Annotated in this window: 25 protein-coding genes and 1 tRNA gene; 20 read left to right on the forward strand and 6 right to left on the reverse strand. The window is 69.4% G+C overall.

Annotation, left to right across the window (positions count from 1 at the left end):
* Positions 1–182: 182 nt before the first annotated feature.
* Entirely contained in the window at positions 183–503 is a 321-nt protein-coding gene (locus ACZ38L_RS19580; protein ID WP_465694729.1) for a hypothetical protein, read from the reverse strand.
* Positions 504–1173: 670 nt separating this feature from the next.
* Here ACZ38L_RS19580 and ACZ38L_RS19585 point away from each other — a divergent pair.
* Entirely contained in the window at positions 1174–1731 is a 558-nt protein-coding gene (locus ACZ38L_RS19585; RefSeq protein WP_465694733.1) for a hypothetical protein, read from the forward strand.
* 632 nt (positions 1732–2363) lie between these two features.
* Here ACZ38L_RS19585 and ACZ38L_RS19590 read toward each other — a convergent pair.
* Entirely contained in the window at positions 2364–3119 is a 756-nt protein-coding gene (locus tag ACZ38L_RS19590) for a GntR family transcriptional regulator (RefSeq protein ID WP_465694736.1), read from the reverse strand.
* 506 nt (positions 3120–3625) lie between these two features.
* Between ACZ38L_RS19590 and ACZ38L_RS19595 the strand changes: the two genes are divergently transcribed.
* The 3 genes from ACZ38L_RS19595 (at position 3626) to ACZ38L_RS19605 (ending at position 5819) form a co-directional block, all read left to right on the forward strand.
* Positions 3626–4207, forward strand: a complete 582-nt coding sequence (locus ACZ38L_RS19595) for a GntR family transcriptional regulator (protein ID WP_465694740.1) — start codon at positions 3626–3628, stop codon at positions 4205–4207.
* 28 nt (positions 4208–4235) lie between these two features.
* Positions 4236–4604 (forward strand): hypothetical protein, encoded by a 369-nt coding sequence (locus tag ACZ38L_RS19600; RefSeq protein ID WP_465694744.1) that lies wholly within the window; start codon positions 4236–4238, stop codon positions 4602–4604.
* 411 nt (positions 4605–5015) lie between these two features.
* Positions 5016–5819 (forward strand): GntR family transcriptional regulator, encoded by an 804-nt coding sequence (locus ACZ38L_RS19605; protein ID WP_465694748.1) that lies wholly within the window; start codon positions 5016–5018, stop codon positions 5817–5819.
* Here ACZ38L_RS19605 and ACZ38L_RS19610 read toward each other — a convergent pair.
* Complete coding sequence (locus ACZ38L_RS19610; RefSeq protein WP_465694753.1) at positions 5803–6933, reverse strand: helix-turn-helix transcriptional regulator; 1131 nt, start codon at positions 6931–6933, stop codon at positions 5803–5805. The two genes, ACZ38L_RS19605 and ACZ38L_RS19610, sit on opposite strands and share 17 nt — an antisense overlap.
* Positions 6934–7668: 735 nt before the next feature.
* On the opposite strand from ACZ38L_RS19610, the gene ACZ38L_RS19615 reads away from it, so the two are divergent.
* The 15 genes from ACZ38L_RS19615 to ACZ38L_RS19685 all read left to right on the forward strand — a co-directional run bounded on the left by ACZ38L_RS19615 (position 7669) and on the right by ACZ38L_RS19685 (position 18617).
* Positions 7669–7956: a hypothetical protein gene (locus ACZ38L_RS19615; RefSeq protein ID WP_465694757.1), complete on the forward strand. Its 288-nt coding sequence runs from the start codon at positions 7669–7671 to the stop codon at positions 7954–7956.
* On the forward strand, positions 7953–9077 hold the full coding sequence (locus ACZ38L_RS19620) for a hypothetical protein (protein ID WP_465694761.1): 1125 nt from the start codon (positions 7953–7955) through the stop codon (positions 9075–9077). The genes ACZ38L_RS19615 and ACZ38L_RS19620 overlap by 4 nt, the downstream gene beginning before the upstream one ends.
* Entirely contained in the window at positions 9074–9418 is a 345-nt protein-coding gene (locus tag ACZ38L_RS19625; RefSeq protein WP_465694765.1) for a hypothetical protein, read from the forward strand. The genes ACZ38L_RS19620 and ACZ38L_RS19625 overlap by 4 nt, the downstream gene beginning before the upstream one ends.
* A gap of 50 nt (positions 9419–9468) precedes the next feature.
* Positions 9469–9801 carry an RRQRL motif-containing zinc-binding protein gene (locus ACZ38L_RS19630; protein WP_465695030.1) on the forward strand — a complete coding sequence of 111 codons (333 nt, stop codon included), beginning with the start codon at positions 9469–9471 and terminating at the stop codon, positions 9799–9801.
* 111 nt (positions 9802–9912) lie between these two features.
* On the forward strand, positions 9913–12126 hold the full coding sequence (locus ACZ38L_RS19635) for an FtsK/SpoIIIE domain-containing protein (RefSeq protein WP_465694769.1): 2214 nt from the start codon (positions 9913–9915) through the stop codon (positions 12124–12126).
* A 144-nt stretch (positions 12127–12270) separates the two neighbouring features.
* On the forward strand, positions 12271–12537 hold the full coding sequence (locus ACZ38L_RS19640; protein WP_465694772.1) for a hypothetical protein: 267 nt from the start codon (positions 12271–12273) through the stop codon (positions 12535–12537).
* Positions 12538–12565: 28 nt separating this feature from the next.
* The gene (locus tag ACZ38L_RS19645) at positions 12566–12751 is read left to right on the forward strand and encodes a hypothetical protein (protein ID WP_465694776.1); all 186 of its coding nucleotides are present in this window, start codon (positions 12566–12568) and stop codon (positions 12749–12751) included.
* Positions 12752–12772: 21 nt separating this feature from the next.
* Positions 12773–12997, forward strand: coding sequence for a hypothetical protein (locus tag ACZ38L_RS19650; protein ID WP_465694779.1), 225 nt, complete (start codon positions 12773–12775; stop codon positions 12995–12997).
* Positions 12994–13269: a hypothetical protein gene (locus ACZ38L_RS19655; protein ID WP_465694782.1), complete on the forward strand. Its 276-nt coding sequence runs from the start codon at positions 12994–12996 to the stop codon at positions 13267–13269. The genes ACZ38L_RS19650 and ACZ38L_RS19655 overlap by 4 nt, the downstream gene beginning before the upstream one ends.
* 31 nt (positions 13270–13300) lie before the next feature.
* Positions 13301–13450, forward strand: a complete 150-nt coding sequence (locus ACZ38L_RS19660; protein ID WP_465694786.1) for a hypothetical protein — start codon at positions 13301–13303, stop codon at positions 13448–13450.
* 105 nt (positions 13451–13555) lie between these two features.
* Positions 13556–14197 carry a GGDEF domain-containing protein gene (locus ACZ38L_RS19665; RefSeq protein WP_465694791.1) on the forward strand — a complete coding sequence of 214 codons (642 nt, stop codon included), beginning with the start codon at positions 13556–13558 and terminating at the stop codon, positions 14195–14197.
* A 96-nt stretch (positions 14198–14293) separates the two neighbouring features.
* The gene (locus ACZ38L_RS19670) at positions 14294–15205 is read left to right on the forward strand and encodes a bifunctional DNA primase/polymerase (RefSeq protein ID WP_465694795.1); all 912 of its coding nucleotides are present in this window, start codon (positions 14294–14296) and stop codon (positions 15203–15205) included.
* Positions 15202–16971, forward strand: coding sequence for an ATP-binding protein (locus ACZ38L_RS19675; RefSeq protein WP_465694798.1), 1770 nt, complete (start codon positions 15202–15204; stop codon positions 16969–16971). Before ACZ38L_RS19670 ends, ACZ38L_RS19675 begins: the two co-directional genes overlap by 4 nt.
* A 19-nt stretch (positions 16972–16990) precedes the next feature.
* Positions 16991–17185: a helix-turn-helix transcriptional regulator gene (locus tag ACZ38L_RS19680; protein ID WP_396556435.1), complete on the forward strand. Its 195-nt coding sequence runs from the start codon at positions 16991–16993 to the stop codon at positions 17183–17185.
* A gap of 64 nt (positions 17186–17249) precedes the next feature.
* Positions 17250–18617: a tyrosine-type recombinase/integrase gene (locus tag ACZ38L_RS19685; protein ID WP_465694805.1), complete on the forward strand. Its 1368-nt coding sequence runs from the start codon at positions 17250–17252 to the stop codon at positions 18615–18617.
* Positions 18618–18945: 328 nt separating this feature from the next.
* Here ACZ38L_RS19685 and ACZ38L_RS19690 read toward each other — a convergent pair whose 3' ends face one another.
* From ACZ38L_RS19690 to ACZ38L_RS19700, 3 genes are all read right to left on the reverse strand, one after another.
* The gene (locus tag ACZ38L_RS19690; protein ID WP_465694809.1) at positions 18946–19965 is read right to left on the reverse strand and encodes a DUF3800 domain-containing protein; all 1020 of its coding nucleotides are present in this window, start codon (positions 19963–19965) and stop codon (positions 18946–18948) included.
* A gap of 195 nt (positions 19966–20160) precedes the next feature.
* Positions 20161–20248 (reverse strand) — tRNA-Ser (locus ACZ38L_RS19695).
* 59 nt (positions 20249–20307) lie between these two features.
* The gene (locus ACZ38L_RS19700; protein ID WP_465694813.1) at positions 20308–21969 is read right to left on the reverse strand and encodes a S1C family serine protease; all 1662 of its coding nucleotides are present in this window, start codon (positions 21967–21969) and stop codon (positions 20308–20310) included.
* 354 nt (positions 21970–22323) lie between these two features.
* Between ACZ38L_RS19700 and ACZ38L_RS19705 the strand changes: the two genes are divergently transcribed.
* Positions 22324–23727, forward strand: coding sequence for a purine-cytosine permease family protein (locus ACZ38L_RS19705; RefSeq protein ID WP_465694818.1), 1404 nt, complete (start codon positions 22324–22326; stop codon positions 23725–23727).
* Positions 23728–23755: the final 28 nt, after the last annotated feature.

The following is a 23755-nucleotide window of genomic DNA, read 5'->3' on the forward strand; positions in this document are numbered from 1 at the left end:
CAGCCGGGCTGGCGGACTACCGCCTGCCGAGTTCGAACGCATCATCAACCAGCAGCGAGCCGAGACCCGACAGAGGGACGAAGCCGCATAGAGACAACTCTACGTTTCCAGGGGATTGACAACCTTGCCGCCGGCCTGCCAGTCGACTTCGAGCGATACCACGTTGAGCCGGTGGGCAGCTTCTACAACCTCGTCGCCACCGAGCAGCATGATCCGCTCGAAGGCTCGGCCGCGCTCCCACCCAGCAGTTCCCGGCGCAGGTCCTCCTCGCCCTTGTTGCTGGCGTGGATGCCTTCCCTGTGCTCGTACAGCTGCACCGCTAGGAAGATGCTCGACCTGATCTTGTCGATGTAGCCCTCATAGGCGTGGAGCTTCTTGTCGTCCCACCGGGTCAGCAGCTCATGTTGCTTGCGCATCCGCTCCATCGAGTGGTTCGTGAAGTGTGACGTCAGCGCCCCCAGCAGCACGGCACCGATCGTCACCAGCTGTTCGGTAGCCCCCAACTCAGCTCCCAGGACATGAAGTTATCTTGATGACCTGAGGATAGAAGCTGCTGGTCCGGGTGTCCCGCAGACTGCCATGTCCGCCCCTCCACCCGGGCTTGTTGCTGGCGTGCTCTCAGCGGAGAGGTTGGCTTCCGCCCCTATCGCTCAGCGACGAGCAGCTCTGCACGCGACAGGCCCGCTCGCCAAGACCGCCTCGGCGCCTTCCGCACAGTCCACGCGAGCACAAACCCTGGCCGATCGGGCCTCAATGCACGGGGCGCGCCTATTTTTGAGCTTTATTTGAGGCTCGACCAAGCAATCCAACCTGTGATCCACATCATAGAAGTGACGCTATGTAGCCAACTTGAGCAGATTGCATATGGAGCAGAGGGGTTGGCGATCGCGCCACCACACAGTGTGCAAACGGAGTATCCGTCTCCGCTTATTTACACGGCCGCCGAGCACGGAGATCTTGTATGTTCTTTTCGACGCGGCAAAGAGTTGGGGGTGCCGTTACGAGGCCTTTGCTTTACCCCGCCGATCGGCGGGGATGGTGGAGCCTTTCGTCGGGGGTTTCCTGCTGGCTGCTCGTCATCTAGGGTCAACAGAGCGCGGTGCGCCATGGCGCATCGCGTAATTTCGGGGAGGAAAAATTAACATGTCAAGCCGCCGGACCGTCCAGGCGCTCATGACTGGTCTTGCCGTCAGTGCCGCCCTTTTCGCCGCAGTGCCTAGCGCCTCGGCCGCTACCGCTGCACAGCCCACCCAGTCCACGGGCGTCAAGTCGTTCGCTGACGTCTCCGCCCAGCCCGGAGTCACGACGACTTTCTACCGGGACACCCTGTGGGAGCTGTCCGTGCCCACTGGCGCCACCGTGCGCCAGTCAGCCGAGGGCGGAATCGAGTTCGTGGATGGCAGCGGTGCTGTCACGGCCAGCTACGCGCCTGCCCCGATGGTGGACTCGTCCGGTGCGGTGCACCAGATCACCTGGACTCTCCAGGGTTCGACGCTCCGTCAGCACGTCGACATCACTGCGGACTCGGCCCAGGGCTTCCTCCGGCCGCAGCGTCACCCCCGACCCGCCGGCTGGTGGGACTGCGTGGCCGGCAAGGGTAAGACGACCATGGCCGGTGGACTCGTCACCGGTTGCATCGCCGGGGCTGAGACCGGCTGCCTTCCCGGCGCAGCCGTCGGCGGTTTCGCCGGAGCCCTGGGCGGAATTACCCAGGGCATCTTTAGCTGCTAATAAATGAGTGAGCGGAGTCAGGCAATGGAAAGTCACGAAAACGAGTCCCGGGGAAATTACACCTTCATCATCACGGTGGTGCTCTCCTGCGTGGCTTCCGCAGCTGCCTACAGCGCTCTCCCTGACTGGGAGGGCTACCTCGTAGCTGCTGGCATCGGGGCAATTGTTGGAGCAATCGCACGCTGGCTGTCCTATCGCGCCCGACTCCGCGATCTCATGAACGTAGAAGAACAGCCTTAATCTGCGACCCAGGCCTGCCATGTGGAGCTGCTTGGGCATGCCCCTGGCGACCGTTCAGCAGACAACAACTCAATACCAACGGAGCCTCCGCTGGACAGTCGATCAGATTGATCCCTGCCCGCCGGGGGCTCCGCTGCTCTCGCGCTAATTATCGCCAACAGAGCGCCGTAGGGCGCTTCATGGGCACCGTCTTCAGACTGGAGGTGCCAGCTCCAGTAGATCCCGACACAAGCACAGCCTTACGCCGGGCAATACCGAGAACCATCGACTCAGGTTCCTGTTCTCAACAGAAGGGGTGAACACGGACTTTGTGAAGTGAAACGCGCCCACCATGCCCCGGACAGCACCGCGCATGAGTACTTTGCTGGCGTTTGGCGTCCACACGAACCCTCTCAGGGGTTGATCGGGACCTCGTAGACGATCTCGCAGAGCGCGGCGGGGATGACGATGTCCGCTGTCTCGACCGGCCGCCCATCGGCGCTGAAGTACGTGCGACGGATGTGCGTGACGAGGGAGCCGCGCTGGATGCCGAGGAGGGAGGCTTCCTCATCGATCGCGTGGCGTGGCTCGGGCTGCTCCACGACGTGGCTGACGGTAATGCCGATCTCGGCCATGCGGTTGACCACGCCCGCGCCGGCGTGCGGGCCACCCTCGGGGAGCAGGACGGTCGTGCCGGCGGTCAGCACGTACGGCTCCCAACTCGTCGACAGCTGAACCGGCTTGCCGTCGGCGAAGTACTCGTACGTGGTGCGGACGGAGGGGTCGCCTTCGGCGATGCCCAGGCGAGCGGCGATCTCCGCGGGGGCGGGAACTCTGGCCTCGGTGTGGCCCTCCCAGCTTCCTCGCCTGCCGAGGCCGGCCATGTCGGCCTGGAACGGCGACGCTCCTCGCTCTTCGCGCGCCTGTGAACGGACCAGGCGTAGGCGCTGCCGCGGCTCAGCCACGTACGTGCCCGAGCCGGCGCGGCCTTCGAGGATGCCCTGAGAGATCAACAGTTCCTGTGCGCGGCGCACCACGTTGTCGCCGACGCTGAACTCCTGTGCGAGGTGAGAGCGGGACGGGAGACGGTCGCCGGGTGCCCACTGGCCGCTCGCGATGCGCTGCTGAAGTGCGTCGACGATGCGGAGGTAGGGAGGTTGCTCGCGCATGTGGAAAATCTAGTCCACTAGGTCTAATCTAGTTAACTAGCTTCGCTCTGAGTAATCCTGTGGCGACAGAGGGATGCCGTGTGACCTCACCTGAAACATGGGCTGGTCACATCGCTGACGGGCTCTCGGCGATGGGGTTCAGCCCTCGAACGAGGGACCACGGCGACCACATCTGCGTGGAAACGGAGGTGCCGGACTCGACGCCGGTCGAGTCGTGGAGAGATGCCTTGGCGCTGTTGGAGTCGGCCGACCGGTTCGGGCACGTCAACACCGCCAGATGCGGCCAGCTCGCGTGGGCCGCCGTCCGCAAAGATGCCCCCACGACAGGCGATGCGGTCGCCGACGGGGGGCACTGCCATCAGCTGTATGGGAGCTGATCAGCGTGTTCAACGATATCCGCCGCGCAACTGATCTGAACAGGCCGCCGCTCGACGGGGGTTCCCACCGAGTCCGACCCGTCACCCAACCGCTTGCCCCCGAGACCGCCGGGGAGGGGTGAGAAGATCATGACCGTTCGCTATCTGCACGTGGCAGACGCCATCCGGCAGCGCATCGCCACGGAACGCATTCCGGCCGGCGCGCAACTGCCCTCGGAGCAGGACCTCGCCGCCGAGTACCGGGTCGGAAAGCCGACCCTGCGCCGGGCTTTGGAGGTACTGCAAGACGAAGGCCTGGTCGAGAAGATCCACGGGCGGGGCAACTTCATCCGCCAGACGCTCCGGCGCATCACCTACGCCCGCGGCATGGGGGCGGCGCCGGTCACCTATCCCGCGCTGGCCATCGAGGCCACCACCAACGAGGTGGGCGCGCTGGGCGAGCTCACCTCGCTGCTGCGGGTCCCGGAGCGCACTCCGCTGACCGAGTTCGTCTACCTCAGCGAACAAGCCGGACTTCCGCACAGCATGGCCCGCGTGTACGTGCCGAGCGTTGCCACCATCGAGTTACCCGAGACGGCCAGTTCACTGCAAGCTACCCCTCACCGGCTGGGGCCTTCTCGTGGCGTCCGGCAGCTCCCCTCGCGTCGGTTCGCGCTGGACCGACGACGGCAAGTCCTACGAGGAGCGCGGGCTCAAGCGCAGGGCACGTAGCGCCACCCGGGACATCCCCATCCCGCCGGTGTTCGTCCGGATGCTGCGCGAGCACGTGGAGGAGTTCGGGCTCGGCGAGGACGGGCGGCTGTTCCAGGCCGCCGAGGGCGGGCTCCTCACCACGAAGGAGTACGCCGCGGTCTGGAAGGAGGCCCGGAAACTGGCCCTCACACCCGCGCAGGTGAAGACCCCGCTCGCCGACGTGCCGTACTCCCTGCGGGCAAGCTGTGTGTCGGGCTGGCTGGTCGCCGGGGTCGATCCGATCGAGACCGCCCGCCGGGCCGGACACAGCGTGGCCGTGCTCTACAAGTTCTACGCGAAGGTGCTCGACGGTCGCCGCGAGCAGTCCAACGCCCTGATCGAGCAGTTCCTGACCAGGGAGTACGGCGAGGAGTAGGCCCCGAATCTGGCCCACACCTGGCCCACACACAGCGACCTGCGGGGGCTCACAGCGGCACACAGCGGCACAGGAATCGAAAAGGGCGGGTATCGGCACGTAGCCGATGCCCGCCCTGATCTGGGCTTTCCCCACCAGCGGAGAGCGTGGGATTCGAACCCACGGTACGGGGTCACCGCACGACAGTTTTCAAGAGCATTGGGGGATTACATCGTTGCGCGGTGGCTGACCTGCTCTCAAGCGCTTCGAGAAGTCTCGGCGCGCGTCAAGCGTTCCACAGATATTCCACCGCTCGGCTCCCCTACTGTCCTGGAGCTGGCGGTCAGGCGCGCTGAGGAGGCTCCACAACCATTGGATCTGAACCTAGGCTGGTCCGGAGCAGTGCCCGAGACCAGAGGAGCAGACGACAGCATGGGCGGTAAGACCGAACAGGTCGAGCAGAGGATCCGGGGCTTGATCAGCTCCGGCGAGCTGACCGCCGGCGACAAGCTCCCCTCCGAGAGAACGTTGGCGTCGGACCTTTCGGCCGGCCGGACAACGGTCCGGCTCGTGCTCTCGAAGCTCGCTGCCGAGGGGCTGATCGTCGCCCATCACGGGAGCGGCTACTACGTGAGCGCTGGTGCGCCCGCCGCGCGCCAGGTCGTGAGCGAGCCGCAGGGAGCGCTGGAGCCATGGCGCATCCACGGAGAGCGGACGGTGTACGACAACCAGTGGGTCAAGCTCACCCTGATGGACGTCGAGCCGCCCGGTGTCGAGCGCTTCGAGCACCACGTCGTCCGGCTCCAGCACGTCGCCATCACGGCTGTGGTGGACGACCAGGACCGGGTACTGATGCTCTGGCGCTACCGGTTCGTCCCCGGGCGGTTCGGCTGGGAGCTTCCCGGGGGCAACGTGGACGCCGGGGAGGATGCCGCCACAGCGGCGGCCCGCGAGGTCGAGGAAGAGACCGGCTGGCGCCCGGGGACCATCGAACATGTGGTGACGTACCAACCGATGGTCGGGATGGTCGACTCACCGCACGAGATCTTCGTAGCGCGGGAGGCGACTCTCGTCGGTGAGCCGACGGACGCCGAAGAGGCTGGCCGGATCGAGTGGATCCCGCTGTCCGAAGTGCCGCGACTCATGGCGGATGACCAGCTACTGGGCTCCGGCACGCTGGTCGCGTTGCTCCACCTGTTGGCGTCCAACCAGCAGCGCGTCACAAGCCCTCGGTAAGGCGCTCGATCCGCCTCCTGTGTCGAACTGACCCCGTCCGGTTCGCCAGGAGGCGGGCCTGTTGCAGATGCTCCCTGGCTTGGCCGAACTCCCCCCGGACCAGGTGGGCCTGCGCCAGGTCGCACCGGAGCCCCGCCGTCGCCCGGGTAAACGCCGGGTCCATCCCTTCCAGCGCCCGGTACAGCTCCGCCACTGCCTCATCCTCGCCGAGGATGGCCAGTGCGTTGCCGCGCCAACGGGCCAGGTGGTTGGCGTTGAGGAAGATGCTCAGCATGTCCGGGTCCCGCATCTCGTCCCCGGACGGGAGCGCGGCGTCGGCTTGGTCGAGCGCACGGCGGCAGTCGTCCGCCAGCCCGGCCTTCGCGCACAGCTCCGCCTCGGCGGCGAAGAGCCAGGCGGCGAGCCGCGGCGACACCTTCGAGCCACCGGTGCGCTGAGCTTCACGCACCAGGTCAACCGCCATCTCCGCACGGCCAGCATCCGAGAGCACGTAGGCCTGTTCGGCCATCGCGTGCGCCAGATACATGGGCGCCTCTGCCTCGGTGGCAGCCCTCTTGCCCAGCTCATAGTGCCGCCAAGCTCGCTCGACCGCGCCGACGTCCAGGGCTTGCCAGGCTGCCAGGGTGGCCGCTCCGGCCAGCGCCGTCGCCACTGGGCGTCGCGCGTCCGGAAGTACCGCGAAGGTCAGAGCGTCCTCCAGCGAGTCGAGGTGTGCCCGCATCTGGTCCACCAGCCCGGCCGCACCCATCTGCCGGTCGAAACTGCGGAGCAGCTCGGTCTGAGCCAGGAACGAATCCACCATGCTCAGGCTGAGGGTGCGGGCTGAGTCGATCCGGCCCAGCAGGTCGTCGTATCCGTCGGCGAACAGCGAGCCAGCTGGGGCAGGCGAGCCGAACAACTCGTCGTCGGTCTTGCCCAGTAGAGCCCGGAGGATCGCCGCGTATGGGCCGGAGACCGAGCGTCGGCCGTTCTCCCACTCGGAGACGTAGACCTTAAGGCTGGCCGGGGATGCCACATCGACCAGGTGCTTGCGGGCGTGCTCGCAGATCTCGCGCACCAATCGGTCCTGGGACCACCCGCGTTCGTTCCTGGCCCGCCGTAGACGACTCGTCATCTGCCCACCTCTGCTGAAGCGTTGGCGCTCCGACCAGCATGCATCAACTCTGCGCAGCTCACAGGGGGTTAACAAAACCGGGTTAACCCTTGCTGGCTACCAGCGCGCTGGCGTGCGGCGTTCCATGGACTCAGGGCCGGAACTGACGGCCTGACAGCAAGAGCTTGACACTGGTGCGCACCAGTTGCAAACTACTGGTGCGCACCAGTTAGGGGTCACCGAAGGGGCGACTCCCGTGGTGCAGCCACCGCCCGCAATGGGCAGCGATCGATAACTCCGTGTCCCTAGGCCTTCTTTGGGCTGCTCGGACATGCACCACAGCTGAGGCGGATGACGCTGCAAGTCCGCAAAGGCCAGGGGACAGGGGCTTCGGCCCTGACTGGCGAGGTGGCCCGGTGACCGCGATCAACGGCCGGAGGGTGGGGGCAAGTTACGCCCCCCATGCAGTGAGTTTTCCCGATCGCTCGACCTAGAGGAGGTCCTGATGTGCCTGACAGTCCGCGAGTCCCATAGATCGCCTCACCGAGCCACCGGCTGGTGAGGCTTCCTGCACTGGTCGCTTACCAGCGACCACGGTCCCCGGCGTGTGTGGCCCCCGATGGGCGCCTCACACGTCGTGGTCCGTGGCTGCTCGTGACGAGACGAGTGGTCCGGCCCTGATACGAGGCCGCCGCGTTCCGGCCAAGGATCGCGCGGCGGCCTCTGCGGGCCCACCAATCCGTGAGAGGTAGACCCGTGGATTCGATTGTTGCAGGACAGAGGGCCGCTTCGGCCTTCGAGTTCGTTGAGTTGGCCCTCGGTGTGGACGGGCGGGAGTTCGACGCCCTGTTCGCCGGGGTGTGGGGCGAGTCGCCGGAGGAGTGGGCAGCCCGCACGGACGTGGCGCGGGAGGTGCTGGCGGAGCTGTGGGAGGCGGACCCGGAGTCCGCCGCCGTAGCTGCCGAGTTGCTGCGCTCGGCCCCGCTGCCGATCCGCCGCATGGCGAGCGGCCGGCGAGCGGGCCGCCCGGGGGTGGCTGCGTGAGCGCCCACCGTGCCCACCGGGGTGGTCACCCGGTGGGCAGCGAGGTGCCCACCCCCGCGCAGGTCCGTCGGACCTCGCTCACCATCTCGGTGTTCACCTGGGTGCTGACCGGGGCGGTGGTCACGGTGTCCATGTCCACCGCGGCACCGTTCATCGACCACCACTCCCCGGGCTGGGGCACCGGCCCAGTGATGGCCACCGCGGTGGACGGCTGCTTCATCCTCAGCCTCCAAGCCGATGGCACCCTGGCCCGCTACAGCGCGCACGGCGGCCGGTGGCCGGCCGCGTTCCGCTGGGTCACCGGCCTGGCGACGGTGTGGCTCAACATCGGAGCCTCCGCCCTGGCAAAAGACCTGGTTGGCGTCGTGGTCCACCTGATCCCGCCGCTGCTCTTGCTGCTGGTCGCCGAGGCAGGACCCGCCTACCGCCGGGCCCTGGCCGGCCTCACCCACCGACCCGCACCAACCCCGGCGGACACCATCCCGGAGCCGGTGCCCACCCGGGTGCCCACCGCTCCACCGACGGTGGCCACCCTGCCCACCGCGCTGCCGGTGAGCGTCCCGCCGACCCCGCCGGGACCCACGTGGATGACTCCGGAACCGGTGCTGCCGGACCCGGTGGTCACCCCGGTGCCCACCCCGGCGGAACCGGTGCCCACCGAGGTGCCCACCCCCCACCCGGACCCGCTTCCCGACCCGCTTCCGGAACCGCCCGAAGACCCCGCCCCGGAGCCGACGGCCCCCACCTTCGAGGAAGAGCCGCCCATCCCTGGCGAGCCGGTGGGCACCGAGGTTCCCACCGGTGAGCAGGAAGTGCCCACCGAGCAGCCCACCCCGGAGGACGAGGACGACCGCGAAGAACCGTCGGTCGTCCGGCTGTCCGAGGAAGAGGCCGCACGCGTGATCGAAGAGTGCTGGCGCCAGGGACTGAGCCAGCGCCAAGCCGCTCAACGGGCCACTCGCGCGCCGTCGTTCGTCGGCCGGGTCTACCGCCGCCTGGACACCGAGCGCGCGGCCGCCCCTGAGCGGCCCGCGCTGCACGCCGTTCCCGCCCTCACGACGGCCGCCGAAAGTGGCGCGGCCACCGAACCCACCAACTCCACAGAGGAGAAGGCATCGTGAGCATCACCGAGACCGCGAGCACCCAGGCCGACGCCGCCCGCGCCCTGCTGGCCATCCTCACCGCGCACGCCGACCTGCCCACTGCGTCGGTCGAGCTGCGGGAACTGCGCACGCCCGGCCTGCCCTGGGCGTGGGGTGTGCGGATCGCCCTGCACGACGGCCTCGACCACTTCGAGCGGTGGCGCGCCGCACTGGGCCTGGACCCCGCCGCCGTCGACCACAAGCACAGCTACGGCGGCGGCACCCTGGCCTGGCTCATCGTGGCCGGCCCGCTGTACGGCGTCCCGGTGGAGCTGGTCGGCTACTACGACCTGCCCGAGCCCGCCACCACCCGGGAGTAGCCGTGGGGCGGCCCCGGTTCTGGGACCCCGACGGGGCCCGGCACGGCGGCATGCCCACCTACCCGTGGCGCATGGCCCCCGCCCATCTGCTGACCAGACGGCAACTGCGAGCGCAGGGCCTGCGCCCCGGAGGGCAGGACATCGCTGCACAGATCCTCTGGCGCTCCTGCAAGTCCAAGACCGGCCCCCGGGCCGCGTTCCTGTACCGCCTGGACCTGGCCAAGCCGGTCCGGCCGATGACCCCGGCCAGGTGGACCGCGCTGGACGCCGCCAACCGGGCCCGCCGCACCTGCCCCGCCTGCGGCCTGGACCGCGGCTACGTCCTCCCCGCCCGCTACGGCACGTGCGTGCCGTGTGCCGACGCCGCGCTGAGCGCGGCCTGACGACCAGCGCCACCCATTGAAATCTCGTCCCGGGACGGCCGCTCAGCTTGGCGGCACGACGGCCGTCCCGGGTTCCCACCTGCACATTCCTGTTGTGAGGAAGGACCCTCAGTGAACCACGAGGAACACGAGCCGAACGAGGACCTGTTCGCCCGCTTGGAGGCGGACATGGCCGCCGCTGTTCCCGTCGACGCCGACCCGGACGGCCCGGCCGCTGGGGCGTCGGTGGTGGACCTGGACAAGGCCCGCACCGAGCGCCGCCCGGACACCGCCCCGGGCCCGGACGACGACCCCGACGGGGGACCGTCCGTCTACGTCGACGCCCCGGCGCCCAAGGGCGATGCACTGACGGACCGGTGGGCGACGATGCGCGCGGCCCGCCGCCGCCCGATCATCCCCGCCTGGGCCAAGTCGAAGGCCGAACTGGCCACCGGTGCACGCTGGTTGGGTGCGCACGTCGCCCACACGATCGGCTACCACGCCGTCCGCTCCCCGCTCTACGGCGCCCGGCTGGCCCTCCGGGCGCCGCGCGGTACGGCGCGGCTGGCCGGCGGGGTGTGCCGGTGGGTGACGGACGCGGAGGGGCGCCCGGTGCGGGCCGCCGCCGTGCGCCGGGAGGACGTGGCGCAGTACCTGGTCTTGTCCCGTCGGCGTGATGCGCGGGTGCGGGCCCGGGGCGCGCTGCTGTTCCTGGCCTCGGCGCTGGGCATCGCGTTCGTGGCGGTGCTGCTGGTCGCCACCCCCGGATGGACCCAACTCGCTGTGCTCACCGCTCTCGCCATGGCACTCGGTACGGCCGGTGGCCAGGCGGATGCGCCGCTGATCGACCGCGCAGTGGTCGCCACGAAGGTGCAGCGCCTCACCTCGGACATCGTGGTGCGCGCGCTTGGCGCGATGGGTATCGCCGAGATCAACAAGGCCATGGCCAAGGGCGGGAGCGGGATCACCTTTCCTGCTCCGATCACCCGGGACGGTCCGGGGTGGCGCGCGGACATCGACCTGCCCTACGGGGTGACGGCGGTGGACATCATGGAGCGCCGAGACCGCCTGGCCTCGGGTCTGCGCCGCCCGATGGGCTGTGTGTGGCCGGAGCCCGCGCACAGCGAGCACGCCGGACGGCTCGTGCTGTGGGTCGGCGATCAGGACATGTCGCAGACCCCGCCGGTGGCCGGGCCGCTGGTCAAGGGCGGACAGTTCTCGCTGTTCAAGCCCGTGCCGTTCGGCACCGACCAGCGCGGCCGGCCGGTGGACATCTCGCTGATGTACGACAACGTGCTGATCGGCGCGATGCCGGGCATGGGCAAGACCTTCAGCCTGCGCCCGCTACTGCTGGCCGCCGCCCTCGACGTGACGGCCGAGCTGCTGGTGTGGGAGCTGAAGGGCACCGGCGACCTGTCCCCGCTGGAGAAGGTCGCCGCGGACTACGGGTCCGGCCCGGACGACCGGACCATCAAGGCCGCGCTGGAGTCGATCCGCTACGTCCACAAGGAGCTGGAGCGCCGAGCCAAGGTCATCAGCTCCCTGCCCAAGCACGAGTGCCCCGAGAACAAGGTCACCGCCGCCCTCGCCGCGCGCCGTGAACTGGGGCTGCACCCGCTCGTGATGGGCATCGACGAGTGCCAGGAACTGTTCTCCCACGCCGAGTACGGCAGGGAAGCCGGGGAGCTGTGCACGGCCATCATCAAGCGTGGCCGCGCGCTTGGGGTGATCCTGCTGCTGGCCACCCAGCGCCCGGACCGCGAGTCCCTGCCCACCGCGATCAGTGCCAACGTCGGCACCCGGTTCTGCCTGCGCGTCATGGGCCAGACCGAGAACGACATGATCCTTGGCACCAGCGCCTACAAGAACGGCCTGCGCGCGACCACGTTCACCAAGCCCGACAAGGGCATCGGCTACCTGGTCGGCGCGGGCGACGAACCGCAGGTCGTCCGCACCTACCTCCTCGACAACCCGGCCGCCGACCGGATCTGCGACCGGGCCCGCGCTGCCCGCATCGCCGCCGGCACCCTCACCGGCACGGCTGCAGGCCAGGCCCCGGAGCGGGAGAACAGCACCAGCAGCATCCTGGACGACCTGATCAGCATCTGGCCCGTGGCTGAGGCCAAGGTGTGGTCCGAAACGCTGGTCGCAGCCCTCGCCGCGCTCAACGAGGAGCGGTACGGCGGGTGGGAGGCCGAACAGCTCTCCTCCGCACTCAAGCCGCATGGCGTCGGCGTGGTCCAGGTCGGCCGCCGGGTGGACGGCAAGGTCGTCAACCGCCGCGGCTTCGAACGCAAGGACCTCCAGGACGCCATCACCAAGCGTGACGACAAGCGGCCCGCCTGACCCACCCCTGGGGCCGCTAGCGCTAGCGGCACACCCCGCTAACGTTAGCGGCCCTGCTAGCGGCCCGCACCCCACCTGATCAGGTAGCTAGCGGATAGCGCCTGACCTCGCAAAAGCCCCCGGAACCGCGTCAGGAGCCCCCTCGTGACCCTCTCCGCCCTCGCTTTCGCCTGCCTGCTCGCCGTCACGCTCGGTTATGGCCTGCTGTGTGCGGTCAGCCCGTTCACCCGCTGCCGCAGGTGCAACGGCCTCGGCCACCAGCCCCGCACCGGCCGCCTGATCCGCCACCCGAAGACCTGTCGCCGCTGCGACGGCACCGGCCTGCGCCTGCGGATCGGCCGACGCCTCCACCACCACGGCAACCGCGCCACCGACGGCGCCCGGCGCCTGCACGACGACGCCACCCACTGAACTCCGCTCCCAGGAAGGAGCCCGTCCCGTGCCCGTCACCATCGCCCTGCCCCTGCTCTTCGGCTCGATCACCGCCGCCCTGCTCTGGTTCAACCGCATCACCGCCGGAACCGCCCTGATCGTCTTCCTCTGCGGCTTCGAGACCGCCGGCACCGGCCTGGCCGGACCCGTCAACCAGCTCCTGATCTCCCTCGTGCACGCCCTCGGCCACTGACCCCGACAGGGAGCCGACACCATGACGACCAACCCGCCCGCGCCGCCCGGGATCCGGCCGCTCGCCGCAGTCCACCTGCGCGAAGCCCTCACCGCCGCCGCCGACGGACACCCGGCCGCCGCCCTCGCGGCTCTCATGCACATCGATGCCGAGTCCTGGCAGGTCATCGAACACCGGCTCGGCCTGCTCGGCGCTGACCTGCTGGACGCCCTCTCGATCGCCACCCGCACCGGAGGCACCCCGTGAGCACCACGTCCGATCTGATCACCGCCGCAGTCCTGTTCGGACCCGAAACCGTCCTGGTCGGAGCCATCGCCTGGACCTGGCGTGGCAGCCGCGCCGACTCCGCCGCCGTCCGCCAGGTCCTGGCCGACTCCGCCGCCGAACGCGCCACCACCCACACCACGGACGGCGGCGGCACCCCGCCCGGCGACCGCGAACCCGCCCCGGCCGCCGACCCCACCCCGATCCGGCTCGCCACCGTTACCGACCTGACCACCCGCCACCGCGCCGCCTGAACCCGCCCGCGACCAGCCGAGGAGAACCACCGTGCCCTACTGCGACGACTGCGCCAGCGAGTACTGCACCGGCCACGAGTACTGCCCCGAGTGCGGCGAAGACATCTGCAACGAGTGCGGCGGCTGCGACTGCCCCGACAGCGAGTGCCCCGGCTACATCGCTCACTACCAAGGCAACTGACCACCCAACAGCACCGCGCATAGCCCGGAGCGGCCAGGCTCTCGTCAAAGTCCCTGGCCGCTCCGGTTCCCCCGCTCGCTTCGACCGAGACGAGGAACCACCAGCATGCACCTCATCACCCTGCCCGCGCACCACCGCACCACCCTGCTGGCCGCCGCCCTGCCGCTCGCCGGGTGGGCCGCCCACACCACCGTGTACCGGCGCCGCCTGGACCGCGCCCGCCGCGACCCCCTGACCGGCCTGCACACCCGCGAGGGCTTCCTCACCCACGCCGAGCAGATCGCCAACCACCCGGACGCGGTGATGGTGTTCATCGACCTGGACCACTTCAAGCAGGCCAACGACCAGCACGGCCACCGCGCCGGGGACGCTGTCCTGTTCGCCACCGCACACACCCTCGAACGCTGGACCGGCCGCACCGGAGTGGCCGCCCGGATCGGCGGAGACGAGTTCGCCGCCATCCTCACCCTGCACCCCGAGCAGTTGGCCGAACGCCTGGACGCCCTGACCAGCGCGCTGCACCAGCCGCTCACCTGGGAGGGGCAGCGGATCCCGCGTGGCGCGTCCATCGGCGCGGTCCGGCTCGCCGACCTGCCCGAGCCCACCGTCAGCGTCGCACTCGGCGCAGCGGACACGGCGATGTACGCGGCCAAGCGCGGCCTCACCGGCTGGCAACTCCACACCCCCGCCACCGACCTGACCACCAGCCCCCGCCGGTGGCGCCGCAACCGGCCCGCAGCGCGCTGAGCCCTCGGACATGTGTGGGAGCGGCCGGCTCCCTAGCCCGGATCCCGGCCGCTCCCGTTGCCCTGCACCGACACCTCGGAGACAGGAGACACCAGCATGACCCTTCCCCGCGCCACCGCACAGCCCCCACACCACCGGCCCGCGCCCGCCTGGCGGGCCGCCCGCTCCCACGCGCTGGCCGCCGCCGGCCGTGGCCTGAACACCTTCCCCCTCTCCCGGATCAAGCTCCCCGCCGTCCCCGGGACGCACCGCGACCAGCCCGATGTGCGTTGCACTGGCGAGTGCGGGCGGATCGGGCACGGTGTGCACGACGCCACCACCGACCCCGACCGCGTCCGGGTCCTGTTCGCCGCGGCCCCGTGGGCCACCGGCTACGGCATCGCCTGCGGCCGGCCGCCGCACCACCTGATCGGCATCGACCTGGACCGTAAGAACGGCTTGGACGGCGTGGCCGCCCTGCTGGCGCTGGCCGAGCGGCACGGGTTCGTCGTGCCGGACACCGCCACCGTCGCCACCCCGTCCGGCGGGCTCCACCTGTGGCTGACTGCCCCGGCCGGCGCCCGGATCGGCAACTCCGCCAGCAAGCTGGGCCCCGGGATCGACGTGCGCGGCACCGGCGGCTACCTGGTCGGCCCGGGCTCGCTCGGCTCGGCCGGCCGCTACACCTTCGCCCTCGGCACCAACCCCGCCAGGATCGCCCCCGCCCCGGCCGCCCTGCTGGCGCTGCTGGCGCCCCCTCCGGCCCAGCCGAAGCGCCGAGTGCAGCCGGTTCCCGGATCAAGCGGTAGCGGGCGGCTTACGGCCCTTGAAGGGGTCGTTCTGGACTCCGGGGAAGGGGAGTTGAACGACCGTCTGTTCTGGGCCGCGTGCAAGGCGTTCGCCGCGGGCATCGACCCCCGCAGGGTCGAACAGGTCCTGTTGGATGCCGCCGTGGCCAAGGGGCACCCGGAGCGGGGCGCGCTGGCCACGATCGCTTCCGCCCGCCGCAACGCGCGGGTTGCCCGGTGAGCGCCGCCGAGGGCAAGGGTCCCTCGCAGGCGTCCCAGCTGGTTGCTCTCGCTCGCTCCCGCTACGACCTGGTGATGTCCGAGGACGGGCGCCCCTACGGCGTGCGGATCGGCGGACCGTCGGTCGTGCTGCCCCTGCGGGGTAAGGCCGGGTTGCGCTCTCAGCTGGCCCGGCTGTTCACCGATGTCAACGAGGGGCAGGTGCCCTCTCAGTCTGCGCTGGCGGATGCCATGACCGTGCTGGAAGGCCAGGCTGGCAGCGTTGATCCGGTGCCGGTCCACCTGCGGGTGGCCGGCGGTCCGGGGCGCGTGGTGCTGGACCTGGGCACTGCGGATGGCCGGTGCGTGGTCGTCACCCCGGAGGGCTGGCAGGTCGAGCCGCGCTCTCCGGTGCTGTTCCGCCGCTCCGGGGCCATGTCCCCCATGCCCGAACCCGTCCGCAGCGACGATGGCCTGTCGCTGCTGCACGGGCTGCTGAACATGGACGACGACGCGTTCCACCAGCTCGTTGCCTGGCTGGTCGCGGCGTGGATCCCGCACATCCCCCACCCGGTCGTGACGTTCAAGGGCGAGCAGGGCACCGGCAAGTCCAACGCCGCACAGATGGTGGTCAACCTGGTCGACCCCTCCCCGGCGACGAAGCGCTCCCAGCCGCGGGACGTGAAGGCGTGGGCCACCCAGGCGTTCAACTCCTGGGCTCTGTGCCTGGACAACGTCTCCAACATCCAGCCCTGGCTCTCCGACACCCTGTGCAAGGCCGTGACCGGCGACGGCATCGTGGACCGGGCCCTGTACACCGACGACGACGTGGTGGTGCTCACCTTCCGCCGGGTGCTGGCCATGACCACCATCGACGCCGGAGCACTCGCAGGAGACCTCGCCGAACGCATGCTCCTGCTCGACCTGCAGCTCATCGACGAGGAGAACCGCCGCAGCGAGGAGGAGCTAGACACCGCATTCCGCAAGGCCCGCCCGGCGATCATCGGCGCCCTGCTGGACCTGCTCGCCAAGGTCCTGAAGGTCCTGCCCGGACTCCGGCTGGACCGGATGCCCCGCATGGCGGACTTCGCCCGCGTGCTAGCCGCCGTGGACACCATCCAGGGATGGAACACCCTGCACTCGTACACGGCCGGCGCGGCCGACGTGAACGCGGACGCCCTGGACGGAGACCCGTTCGGCTCGGCCGTCGCCGCGTTCGCCGAGCAACAGGAGACCTGGACCGGCAGCGCCACGCGGCTGCTCGAACTCGTCCCCCCGCCCGACGGGTTCCACCCGAAATGGCCCAAGGACGCAACCAGGGTCAGCGGCCACCTGAAGCGCATCGCCCCGATCCTGCGCTCGGTCGGGATCGGCTACGACGACACCCGCCGAGCCACCGACCGCAAGCGGACCAAGCTCATCACCCTCACCGTCATCAGAGACAGCGGGATTTCAGCGTCCGCAGCGTCCGCAGCGTCCGCAACCCCCGCTGACCAGCCCACTCTTGCGGACGCTGACCCACCCGACAGCGTCCGCAACGACCCCCCACAGCGTCCGCAACCACCGATTGCGGACGCTGCGGACGCTGATGCGGACGCTGAGCCCGCCACAGCGTCCGCACCCCACACCACCCCTGACCAGCACCGCAACCCCCATGCGGACGCTGCGGACGCTGCGGACGCTGTTTTGCAGCCAATCTCTGGCCCGCACCCCCTCTGCACGGTCTGCCACACCCCCATGAACGCCGTCCTCGCCGCCGTCGGCGCCCGCAAACACCCCACCTGCTGACCCGGGAGGAGCAAGCACGATGCCCACGCAGGACCCGAAGCTCAAGCTTGGCGCCGTCCTCGAAGAGATCGACATGTCCCGCTCTGCCTTCTACCGCATGGTCGCCCGGGGCAAGGGACCGAAGATCATGAAGCTCCCCAACAACCAGATCCGGATCCGCCGGAGTGCCCTCGACGACTGGTGGGCCGCGCAGGAGCTGGACCCCGTCGCCTGACCTCGCCACATCCCCTCTCGGAGCCCCGGCCAACACCGGGGCTCCCTCCATTTCTGGAGCCAGATTGCTCACCTTCGAAGTCCAGATCTACGCCCTGCGCGACCTTGGCCGCGGGCGGAAGCCCCATCAGCTCCGCTGGCGAGTAGGCCAGAAGCCGCATTCCAAGACGTTCGCCACGAACGCGCTCGCCGACGGCCGGCGGTCCGAGCTGATGACAGCTCAGCGCAAAGGCGAGCCGTTCGACGTGGACACCGGCTTGCCCGCTTCCGAGCTGCGGAAGCTCAACCAGGTGACGTGGTTCGCCCACGCCAAGCAGTACGCCGAGGCAAAGTGGCCGAGGTCATCGGCGAAGAACCGCGCCACACGTGCCGATGCACTCGCCACGATCACCGAGGTGCTGGTGACCGATCGCCGGGGGCAGCCGGATCGGCGGGTACTCCGCCGTGCACTCTCCTGCTGGGCGTTCAACTTCTCGGAGCACCAGCCGGAACCGCCCGAGGAGATCACCACCGCGCTCGCCTGGATCACCACGAAATCCATCGAACTGGGCCGGCTGGAGGACTCCGAAACCGTCCGCATCGCCCTGGACGCCATCGCCCGGCTGCTGAACGGCAAGGTCGCGGCTGAGAACACCATCAACCGCAAGCGGATGGTATTCAACAACGCGCTGCGGTACGCGGTGGAGCGCCGCCGCCTGCCCGGTAACCCGCTGCAATTCATCGACTGGACGCCACCGGAGACTGACGACGAAATCGACTTCCGGTGGGTGCCGAGCCCGCAACAGGGCCGGGCACTGCTGGAAGCCGCCGCGAAGGTCTCGGACCGGGGCCAGCACCTGAAGGCGTTCTACGGATGCATCCTGTACGCCGCAACGCGCCCGGCTGAGGGGACGAATCTCCGCCTCACTGACTGCACCCTGCCTGAAGCCGGGTGGGGTCAGCTGGTGCTCGGCAGCAGCTCCCCCCGGGTCGGTTCCCGGTGGACCGACGACGGGCAGTCGCACGAGGAGCGGAGTTTGAAGCGCCGAGCGCGGAAGGCCACCAGGGAGGTTCCGATCCCTCCGGTGCTGGTCCAGCTGTTGCGCGAACACGTCGATGAGTTCGGGACCGCACCCGATGGCAGGCTGTTCCGTGCTGCCGAGGGCGGACGGCTGCTGACCAAGGAGACCGCAGCCGTCTGGAAAGAGGCCCGCAAGCTCGCACTGGCACCCGAAGAGGCGACCACCGCACTCGCCAGCGTGCCGTACTCGTGCAGGCACACCGCCGTGTCCGGCTGGCTGGCCGCGGGTGTCGATCAGACCGAGGTAGCCCGACGAGCCGGACACAGCGTCGCCGTCCTGCTCCGGTTCTACGCAAAGATCATCAATGGGCGTCAAGAGCGCGCGAATACGCTGATCGAGCGGTTCCTGGACGGGCAGGACCTGCCCAGCTAGACGTTGCTGCACTCAGCGGAGCCAGTCATCCCTTCGAGTCGACTAGTCCGCGTGTCGTACCCCTCTTGTAGAAACGCTTGAAGGAGCGAGGTGCGACCTTGCAGCCAGTAGCAGGGTCGCACCGCATGCTTCCTTCGAATCGAAGGCAGATCCCCACAAGGACACGGCTTGGCATCGATCACCTGGCTCGGTTGACTGGATCTTCCTTATGCCGTTGGATGGCTGTACGGAACCCTTTGGTGGGTTGCTGGGATCGTCGGAACCAGGCAACTGGATCCTCCACCCGCAAGAGGTGGCAGTGGCGCCCAGGACCCTCCAGAGGGTTTCGTCATGCCAAGGGCTGGTGGAGGTCTCCCCACCATGCCCTACTCGACAGGAAGCCAGGCGACCCAATCATCTTCATCCCGTAACCAAGGATCGTCCCACCTGAGCTGCGGTGAACCTGGTGTCGACACTGACGCAAGTACTGCGCGCAGTCCCGGTCTCCGGGAATGCCACTGAGGGCGATATTGAGCATGCCAGCGTAAATATCGGCAAGCTGGATGCCATCGTGCTGATGGGTGTCATACCACTTCGGCGGCCAGGAGATGTGGTCCCAGGGTGCGTCATAGGACCGGCCAGCAGCGCGGATGTAGTCGAGGTAACGCCTGGTTTCCCCGTGGTCCATACCTTTGACAGCCCCCAGCTGAGTGATCGCCAAACGGGGTCCGCCATCCCAGAACTTAGCGGCCTTGGCTATCCGCTCCAGCAGGTACTTGGATGTGAAGTTGTAAAAAGCATCTGAGTTCTGCCGAAGGTGGCTACCTGGTGACATGGTGGCCTTATCGGCGATCACATGGATGGTCTTCACCGCAGGAATCTGCGCGAGCACGTGAGCCGCCCGGCGGCGGCGCTCCGGGTGCTTAGCTTTGAAGTGTTCGACCCAGTGCAAGGGCCTTGAGGTGTTGATCAGTGCTCGAAGTCCGCCAGCGGTGTACTGGACATGCCAGTCCATCTCTTGAGGAACCAGCAGGGCGGTCATAGCGAAGAACGGTGAGGACCCCTTGCTGAACCCGCGGTCACCGGTCTCGTCCACATAGACATACAACTTGGGGAGTTGCCCTGCCCATGCTGGGGTATTGAAGGCTGACGTTGAGTTACTGAAAAGCGGCGTCATCGACCGCGCCGACAGCTGCTCTGGCCAGTCGATGCAGCCCGTGTGCGTCGTCGATTCAGCCGATAGCCAGACGTCCCCACGTGTCACCCACCCTCTACTTCCATCCACGCTCGGGCACCCGCACGCGCCCGACCTCTCCCATCGGGCCGTCACCCTGCCGGACGTCGAAACGATACTCCGCCCGGTGTACATGCAGGGGAACGACGGGCGCCATGGCCAGCAGATGCACGCCGGGCACACCCTGGCTCCGGGCCAGGCCGTTCCACAGGTGTTCCACGCGAGCTGGCCACGACCGACACACAGGTGGGACACCCTGGCACAGGAATCGAAAAGGGCGGGTATCGGCACTTGGCCGATACCCGCCCTGATCTGGGCTTTCCCCACCAGCGGAGAGCGTGGGATTCGAACCCACGGTACGGGGTCACCGCACGACAGTTTTCAAGACTGTTCCCTTAGGCCGCTCGGGCAGCTCTCCAGGCGGAGGTCAGCCTAACGGGTCGGAGGGGGTGCGGGGCACCAGTTTGGGGGGTGGGGTCAGTTCTGGTCTCCGGTGCGGCTACCGAGGGTGACCGTGGTGGTCATGGTCTGGCCGTTGCGGGTGTACTGGACCGGGACCTGGTCGCCCGGGGCGTGCGTCCAGATCTCGCTGACCAGGGCCGGGCCGTTGTCGATCAGCACGCCGCCGAGCTTGGTGATCACGTCGCCGGGCTTGAGGCCGGCCTTGTCGGCCGGGCCGCCGGGGGTGACCGCCGGGGTGCCCTGGATGGCGGTGGGCGAGATCTGGGCGCCGTCGCCGTTGTACTGGTCGTTGCGCAGCACGCCGAGGACGGGGTAGACGGGGGTGCCGGTCTGGATCAGCATCTGGGCCACCCGCTTGGCCTGGTTGATCGGGATCGCGAAGCCCAGGCCGATGCTGCCGGCCTGGCCGGAGCCGTTGGAGTTCGACTGGATCGCCGAGTTGATGCCGATCACCTGGCCGCTCGCGTTGAGCAGCGGGCCGCCGGAGTTGCCCGGGTTGATCGAGGCGTCGGTCTGCAGCGCGTTCATGTACGAGGTCTGCACGCCGCTCTCGTCGCCGGAGGCGACCGGGCGGTTCTTGGCGCTGATGATGCCGGAGGTGACGGTGGACTCCAGGTCGTACGGCGCGCCGATGGCGATCGCGGCGTCGCCGACCGCGACCTGGTCGGAGTCGCCCAGCGGGAGCGGGACGAGCTTGCCGGCCGGCGGGTTGTCCAGCTTGATCACCGCGATGTCGTAGCCCTTGGCCTGGCCGACCACCGAGGCGGAGTACTCGGAGCCGTCGGAGAACTTGACGGTCAGCTTGCCGCCGCCCTGGGCCGGGGCCACCACGTGGTTGTTGGTGATGATGTGGCCCTGGGTGTCGAAGACGAACCCGGTGCCGGTGCCGGACTCCTGGCTGCCGTCGGCCTTGATGGTGACGGTGCTGGGCAGCGCCTTGGCGGCGATCCCGGCGATCGAGTCGGGGGCCCGGTTGAGCGCCTTGGTGTTGTCACTGACGGTGGTCGTGGTGCTGCTGTGGCTGCTGCCGGAGCTGAACGGGCCGGACGAGTCGCCGTTGACCGCGGCGCCGACCACGCCGCCCAGCACGCCCGCGACCAGCGCGACGGCGGCGACCAGGGCGATCAGCCCGCCGCGCTTCTTCGGCGGCTGGCCGGGGGTGCCGTAGTCGCCCGGGTAGCCACCGGGGTAGCCGGGGCCACCCGGCGCGCCGGGCTCGCCCGGGCCGGCGCCCCAGCCGCCGACCGGGTGGCCGGCGCCGAACGGGTGGTGCTCGGCGTGCGCGGCGGCACCGGCCGGCGGGCCGGGGGTGACCGGCGGCGTCGGCGCGGCGTACGGGTTGGCCGGCGGTTCGGCCAGGGCGGGAGCCGGCGGGGCGGCCGGCGGGGCGGGCAGCACCGGGGGCGGCGCGTCCAGGTACTTCGGAGCGGGAGCCGGGGCGGGCGCGGCGGCCGGCAGCTCCGTGGTCGGCTCGGCGTCGGCGGGGGTGGCAGGAGCGGGGGCAACAGGGGCGGCGGGCGCGGCGGGCGCCGGTGTGGGCTCCTCGCCGCTCAGCTTGGCGAACGCGAGGGTCGGCTGCGACTCACCCACCGACGGCGTGCCCCCCGGCTCACCGGTACCGCTGGAGAGCTGCTCCCCCTGCGGCCCGGTGGAGCCACTCTCGTGCTCGGTGCTCACGGACGACCTCCATAGCTGACAGGACCTTGGCCCATAGTTTTTCCTATGCCCGATCTGGTTGCCGTAAGGAGCTACCTGAAGAACTGTTAAGAATCCTTAGGTCAACCCGACAGCACCAGCGCCCGGCCGGGCTCCCCCGACAGAAGTTCCGCGATCCGGGACGGCGCGCCTCCCCGCTTTGGCGTAATCCGCACGCCGGGCTACCCTGACTGCCACATCTGACACGCGGGAGCTTGGACCCACCAGGCTGAGAGTGCGCTGGTCGACCGTACGCCATGGCGAGTGAGCCGGTGCGGGCGAGGGAGCGCTGACCGCCGGAACCTGTCCGGGTAATGCCGGCGTAGGGAGTCTGCCATGACGGCTGCGACGCCTTCCCCGTCCTCGACGCCACCCCCGTCCTCGGGCACGGCGACCCTGGATCGCCCCGACGGCGACGGGCCGGCCCGTGCCGAGGCCCCGCTGGTGCTGGACACCGCGCCGCCGCGCACCCTGGGCTTCCGCGACCAGTTCGCGCTCTGGGCGAACCTGGGCATCAGCCTGATCGGCTTCACCAGCGCCGCGACCGTGCTCGGCCAGCCGGGCAGCGAGCTGTCGTTCGCCGCCGCGACCACCGCGATCGTGGCCGGCACGGTGATCGGCACCGCGATGCTCGCGGTCGCCGCGCTCATCGGCGCCCGGACCGGGGCGCCCGCGATGGCCGTGCTGCGCGGGCTGTTCGGCACCCGGCTGTCGTACCTGCCGACCGTGCTGAACGTCCTGCAGTGCGTCGGCTGGGGCGTGTACGAGCTGACCGTGATCGCCTGGGGCGCCCAGACGGTCTCCGGCACCCAGGGCTGGCGCTGGCTCTTCGTGCTGCTCGCCGGGGTGCTCACCACGGTGCTGACGATCTGGCCGCTGGGCTCGATCGCGGCACTGCGCAAGTACGTGGCGATCGCGGTCGGCGTGGCGATGGTCTACTTCACCGTCCAGCTCGGCCGCCAGGGTTTCCCGGATCCGGGCGCGGGAAACTGGCACGGTTTCCTGAAGGCAACGGACGCGATCATCGCCGTCTCGGTCTCCTTCGTGCCGCTGGCCGCCGACTACACTCGGCACTCGCGCACCCCGCGCGCCTCGTTCTGGGGAACCTTCTCCGGCTACACGGTGGCCCAGGTCTGGTGCTACCTGCTCGGCCTGATCGCGCTGCTGCAGTCGCACGGCAACGCCGACAACCTGCTGGACTCCTTCACCGGGGTGGCGGCCGGCTGGGCGTTCCTGCTGGTGCTGGTGCTGCGCGAGGCGGACCAGTCCTTCGCGAACGTCTACTCGACCGCGATGTCGGTGCACAACCTCTTCCCCCGGGTGGACCGGCGGCTGCTGACCGGCGGGATCGGCGTGCTGGTGACCGTGCTGGCGCTGCAGATCAAGCAGTTCACCGACTCGTACTACAACTTCCTCGGCCTGATCGGCTCGGTCTTCGTGCCGCTGCTCGCGGTGCTGGCGGTGGACTTCTTCCTGGGCCACGGCCGGCGCGGCTGGGACCTCTCGCAGGACTCCCCGGCCCGGCCGCTGATGCTGCTGCCGTGGGCGCTCGGCTTCGCGGTCTACCAGTTCCTGGCGCCCACCGCGATCGCCGGCTGGTGGACCGGGATCTGGACGGACCTCCAGTCGCTGACCCACTTCACCCCACAGCAGTGGTCCTCGGCCTCGCTCTTCTCCTTCCTGGTCGCCGGCCTGGCCACCTGGGTGCTCAACCTGCTGGTCCGCCCGGCCGCGCGGTAGGGCCCGGCGGCACCCGTGGTTCGCACGG

The sequence above is a fragment of the Kitasatospora sp. NPDC024654 genome, from assembly GCF_055559155.1.